The following is a 4669-nucleotide window of genomic DNA, read 5'->3' as shown; positions in this document are numbered from 1 at the left end:
GCCTGGTCCCCTCGGCTTGGCCGCCCGGTTGCCTGATCCCGGCCCGTCTGGCCTCGCCCGGTTGGCCGGGCCGCCTGGTCGTCCGGCCCGGCAGCTGCGGCTCGGGTGATCGGTCAGGGGGTGAGGGCGAGGGAGCGCTGAATGCGGGCGGCGGCGGCCTGCAGGCGGTGGGCGAACGCGTCGATCTGCGCGAGGCGCTCCGGGGGACAGGAGATCGCGAGCGCGCCGACGACGCCGCCGCTCGCGTCGGTCACCGGGACGGCGGCGCAGCCGGTGCCCAGGGCGTACTCCTCGCGGTCGATCGACAGGCCGATGGGCGTGCTGAGCGTCCTGAGCAGCCGCCGGGGCTCGGTGATGGTGTGCGGGGTGAGGTCGACCAGCGGGTGCCGTGACAGGTAGTCGCGGCGGCGGTCCTCGTCGAGCTGGCTCAGCACGCACTTGCCGATCGCGGTGGCGTGCGCGGCGTCGCCGAAGCCGACCCAGAAGTCGACGCGCGGGGTACGCGGGCCGTCGGCGACGTCGATGAGGCGGATCTCGTCGTCCACGAGCAGGCCGAAATAGGCGGCGGCGCCCAGCTCGTCCCGCAGCGCGGTGAGGGTCGGGCGGACGCAGGCGAACACCTGCTGCATCCTGCTCTGGCCGTACAGGTGCTGGACGCGGTCGCCGAGCACCCACACGCCGTCCGACAGCCGCACGGCGTAGCCCTCGAAGGCGAGGGTGCGCAGCAGGTGGTAGGCGGTGGCGAGCGGAAGCCCGGCCTCGCGGGCGAGCTGCTTGGCGGGCGCCCCGCTCGGGTGCGACGCCACCGCCTCCATGAGACGCAGAGCGCGCTGCACCGAGGCGATCAGTGTTGGTCTGCGTGGCTCATCCATCACGCACGGCGAACCCCTCCGGCCCGGCAGGGTCAAGGCAACGGGTCACATTCGAAACCATTGGATCACTTCCCGTGTCCGTTCGGGGTGTTTTCTGGAATTCTCACCCGAATGCCCGGCGACTGGAACGGTCCTTTATGGATATCTTTCTTGATGGCGACAACTTTCTTCCCTAGGACCGCGCCGAACGCGTGCGACACGCCAGCACCGGCAGGGGACTACTCATAGGTACAACCGGGGAGTAACTTCGGGGCACAGGGAAGTCGCTTCGAAGGAGCCGGCATGAGCCAGCCGAGTCGCAGCCCGAGTCCCGTCGACGAGCGGACCGCCCGGAGGGTCGCCGAGGAGGCGCGCGAGACCGAATGGCGGCTGCCCAGCTTCGGCAAACAACTCTTCCTGGGCGATTTCCGCCTCGATCTCATCCACCCGCATCCGCGTCCCGGGGACGAGGCACGCCGCAAGGGCGAGGAATTCCTCGCCCGGCTCGCCGAATTCTGCACCACCAAGATCGATCCGGCCGTGATCGAGCGGGAGTCGCGCATTCCGGACGACGTGGTCAAGGGCCTGCGGGCCATGGGCGCGCTCGGCATGAAGATCCCGGAGCGGTACGGCGGTCTCGGGCTCGGCCAGCTCTACTACGGCCGCGCCCTGATGATCATCGGCTCGGTCAGCCCGGCCCTCGGCGCGCTGCTGTCGGCCCACCAGTCCATCGGCGTCCCGCAGCCGATCAAGATGTTCGGCACCGACGCCCAGAAGGACTACTGGCTGCCGCGGTGCGCCAACGAGATCAGCGCGTTCCTGCTCACCGAGCCCGACGTCGGCTCGGACCCGGCCAGGCTCCGCGCCACCGCCGTCCCGGACGGCGACTCCTACGTCCTCAACGGCGTCAAGCTGTGGACGACGAACGGCGTGGTCGCCGACCTCGTCGTCGTCATGGCGCGGGTCCCGAAGTCGGACGGGCACCGCGGCGGCATCTCCGCGTTCGTCGTGGACATGTCCACGCCCGGCATCACCGTCGAGAACCGCAACGCCTTCATGGGGCTGCGCGGCATCGAGAACGGCGTGACGCGCTTCCACGACGTCCGCGTCCCGGCCGCCAACCTGATCGGGCAGGAGGGCGCGGGCCTGAAGATCGCGCTCACCACGCTCAACACCGGGCGGCTGTCGCTGCCCGCGATCTGCGCCGCGAGCGCCAAGTGGTCCGCCAAGATCGCCCGCGAGTGGACCAAAGAGCGGGTCCAGTGGGGCCGTCCCGTCGGCGAGCACGAGGCGGTGTCCAGGAAGGTCGCGTTCATCGCCGCCACCGCGTACGCGCTGGAGGCCGTGCTCGACCTGTCCGGCCAGCTCGCCGACGACGAGCGGGGCGACATCAGGATCGAGGCGGCGCTCGCCAAGCTGTGGTCGTCGGAGATGGCCTGCCGCGTCGCCGACGAGCTGGTGCAGCTGCGCGGCGGCCGCGGCTACGAGACCGCCGAGTCGCTCGCCGCCCGGGGCGAGCGCGGCGTGCCCGCCGAGCAGCTGCTCCGCGACCTGCGCATCAACCGGATCTTCGAGGGCTCCACCGAGATCATGCATCTGCTCATCGCCCGGGAGGCGGTGGACGCGCATCTGTCGGTGGCCGGTGACATCATCGATCCGGAGACGACCACCGGGCAGAAGGCGCGCGCGGCGGCGCGGGCGGGCGGCTTCTACGCGCGCTGGCTGCCCACGCTCGTCACCGGCGCGGGGCAGCGCCCCGGCGCCTACGGCGAGTTCGGCCCGCTGGCGCGGCACCTGCGCTACGTCGAGCGGGCCTCGCGCAAGCTGGCCCGGTCCATCTTCTACGCGGCGGGCCGCTGGCAGGGCGACCTGGAGTACCGGCAGGGCTTCCTCGGCCGCATGGTCGACATCGGCGCCGAGCTGTACGCGATGAGCGCCGTGTGCGTCCGCGCCCAGGCCGACACCGCGCCGGAGGGCCCGATCGCGGGCTCCGGCTCCGGCGGCACGGGTCCGGCCACGGCGCCCGGCGCGTCCGCCGTGCTCCTGGCCGACGCGTTCTGCCGGCAGGCCCGCGTCCGCGTCGAGGAGCTCTTCGACGGGCTGTGGCGCAACACCGACGCGATGGACGTGAAGCTGGCCCGGGCCGTCCTCGCGGGCGACTTCGCCTGGGTGGAGGAGGGCGTCCTGGACCCGTCCATCCCCGGCCCGTGGATCGCCTCCACCGAACCCGGGCCGAGCGGGAAGGAGTCCGTCCACCGCACCATCGGCTGACGGTCCGGCGACGGATCCGTGGCCGGGGCGCCGTCCCGGCACGAAATGCGGAACCGTCCGTGACCATCGGCGCGCGGTGCGCTACGGTGACCTCGCCTGGCATCGCCCCTTACACGCGCGCGCGGCGGCCAGGAGCACGCGCGCGGCGGCGCGGAGTTCGCCGGCCGCCGGGCGCGGGCAAGGTGAACGCCCGGCGTCGGCGGGTCGTACGGATGGGTAGACTGTCCCGACTTTGCGCCCGAGATCAAGACCGTCCCGGGGGATCCGGTCCTTCGATCCGGCGAAACGACAGCCGAACGCCAACGCACCCAGCGAGCGGGAAGTATGCAGCCACCAGCTCAGAAGAAGTCCATCGCAGGCACCCTCCTCAACCTCCTCGGCAGCAAGCCGAAGACCGCCCCGGCCGCCGCCACGGCCGAAGGCGACGTCGTCCAGCCCGCGGCGGGTGAGGGGGCACTGGAGAACCACCTCGGCGGCGACGAGGCCCGCAACTACCGCAAGTACGAGTACGAGACCGTCGCCCCGCACGTGGGCCGCTCGCTGCTGGAGATCGGGTCCGGGCTCGGGCACTTCTCCGAGCAGTTCGCGGGACGGCTCGACTACCTCGTCGTCAGCGACAACGACCCGTACTGCGTGGGCGAGCTGCGCAAGCGGTACGACGGCAACGACGACGTCGAGGTGATCGACCTGGAGCTGCCGGCCGCGGTCGAGATCCGGCAGAAGGTCGACACCGTCGTGATGATGAACGTCCTGGAGCACATCAAGGACGACGTCCAGGCGCTGCGCGACCTGGCCGCGGTCACCCTGCCGGGCGGCCGGATCGTCATCTGGGTCCCCGGCTACATGCAGCTGTACGGGGAGTTCGACCGCAAGGTCGGGCACGTGACCCGCTACACCCCGGCGACGCTGGAGGCGTCGGTCCGCGCGGCCGGGCTGGTCCCCGAGGTGCTCAAGCCGATCAACTTCCTGGGCGGCATCGCCTGGTGGTTCGCGGTCCGCCGCGGTGGCGCGGGCTACCCCGACCCCAAGCTCGTCAAGATCTACGACCGGACGGTCGTGCCGCTCACGCGCGCCATCGAGCGGCTCGTCCGGCCGCCGTTCGGCCAGACGGTCATCTGCGTCGCGCGCGTCCCGCGCTGACGCCCGGGCCCGCCCTGGCCTTGGGCGCCCGAGCAGTCTCAGGAGGGACGGTCCACCACACGGTGGCCCGTCCCTTCTCTGTCGTACGCGGTTGTACGCGGGACCTACGGGCACCGACCTTCCCCCCATCGGGCCTTCTAGGTATGAGGAATCGGGATGTCTCCCGATGCGGCCCAGCCCTCCGCCAGGAAGACTTGCCAGTGGCCGGAGAGGTCATGGTCCGCTCCTCCTGGCGGAGAAGCACCGGCTGCTTCCGCGGACCATGACAGCGAAGGCCAGCCACTGAAGTTCCCGTGTGGTCCGACGGTCCGGTGGCGGGGGCCCGGGAGGGGAGGCCCTCGCCACTGGACCCAGACCGGGCGGGGCGGCGCCAAGGCGGGCGCCCGCCCGGTCTGGGTCCAGTGGCG

The 4669-nt window shown here is 71.8% G+C and carries 3 protein-coding genes; 2 read left to right on the top strand and 1 reads right to left on the bottom strand.

What is annotated here, in order from left to right; all coding sequences use genetic code 11:
* Positions 1 to 113: 113 nt before the first annotated feature.
* Positions 114 to 836, bottom strand: coding sequence for an IclR family transcriptional regulator (locus tag E1298_RS44295; RefSeq protein ID WP_243726221.1), 723 nt, complete (start codon positions 834 to 836; stop codon positions 114 to 116).
* 318 nt (positions 837 to 1154) lie between these two features.
* Between E1298_RS44295 and E1298_RS44290 the strand changes: the two genes are divergently transcribed.
* On the top strand, positions 1155 to 3122 hold the full coding sequence (locus E1298_RS44290) for an acyl-CoA dehydrogenase family protein (RefSeq protein WP_131903368.1): 1968 nt from the start codon (positions 1155 to 1157) through the stop codon (positions 3120 to 3122).
* A gap of 324 nt (positions 3123 to 3446) precedes the next feature.
* Positions 3447 to 4262: a class I SAM-dependent methyltransferase gene (locus E1298_RS44285; protein WP_131903367.1), complete on the top strand. Its 816-nt coding sequence runs from the start codon at positions 3447 to 3449 to the stop codon at positions 4260 to 4262.
* Positions 4263 to 4669: the final 407 nt, after the last annotated feature.

It is taken from the genome of Actinomadura rubrisoli, from assembly GCF_004349215.1.
Taxonomy (GTDB): domain Bacteria; phylum Actinomycetota; class Actinomycetes; order Streptosporangiales; family Streptosporangiaceae; genus Spirillospora; species Spirillospora rubrisoli.
This window is presented reverse-complemented; position numbering and strand designations above follow the sequence as displayed.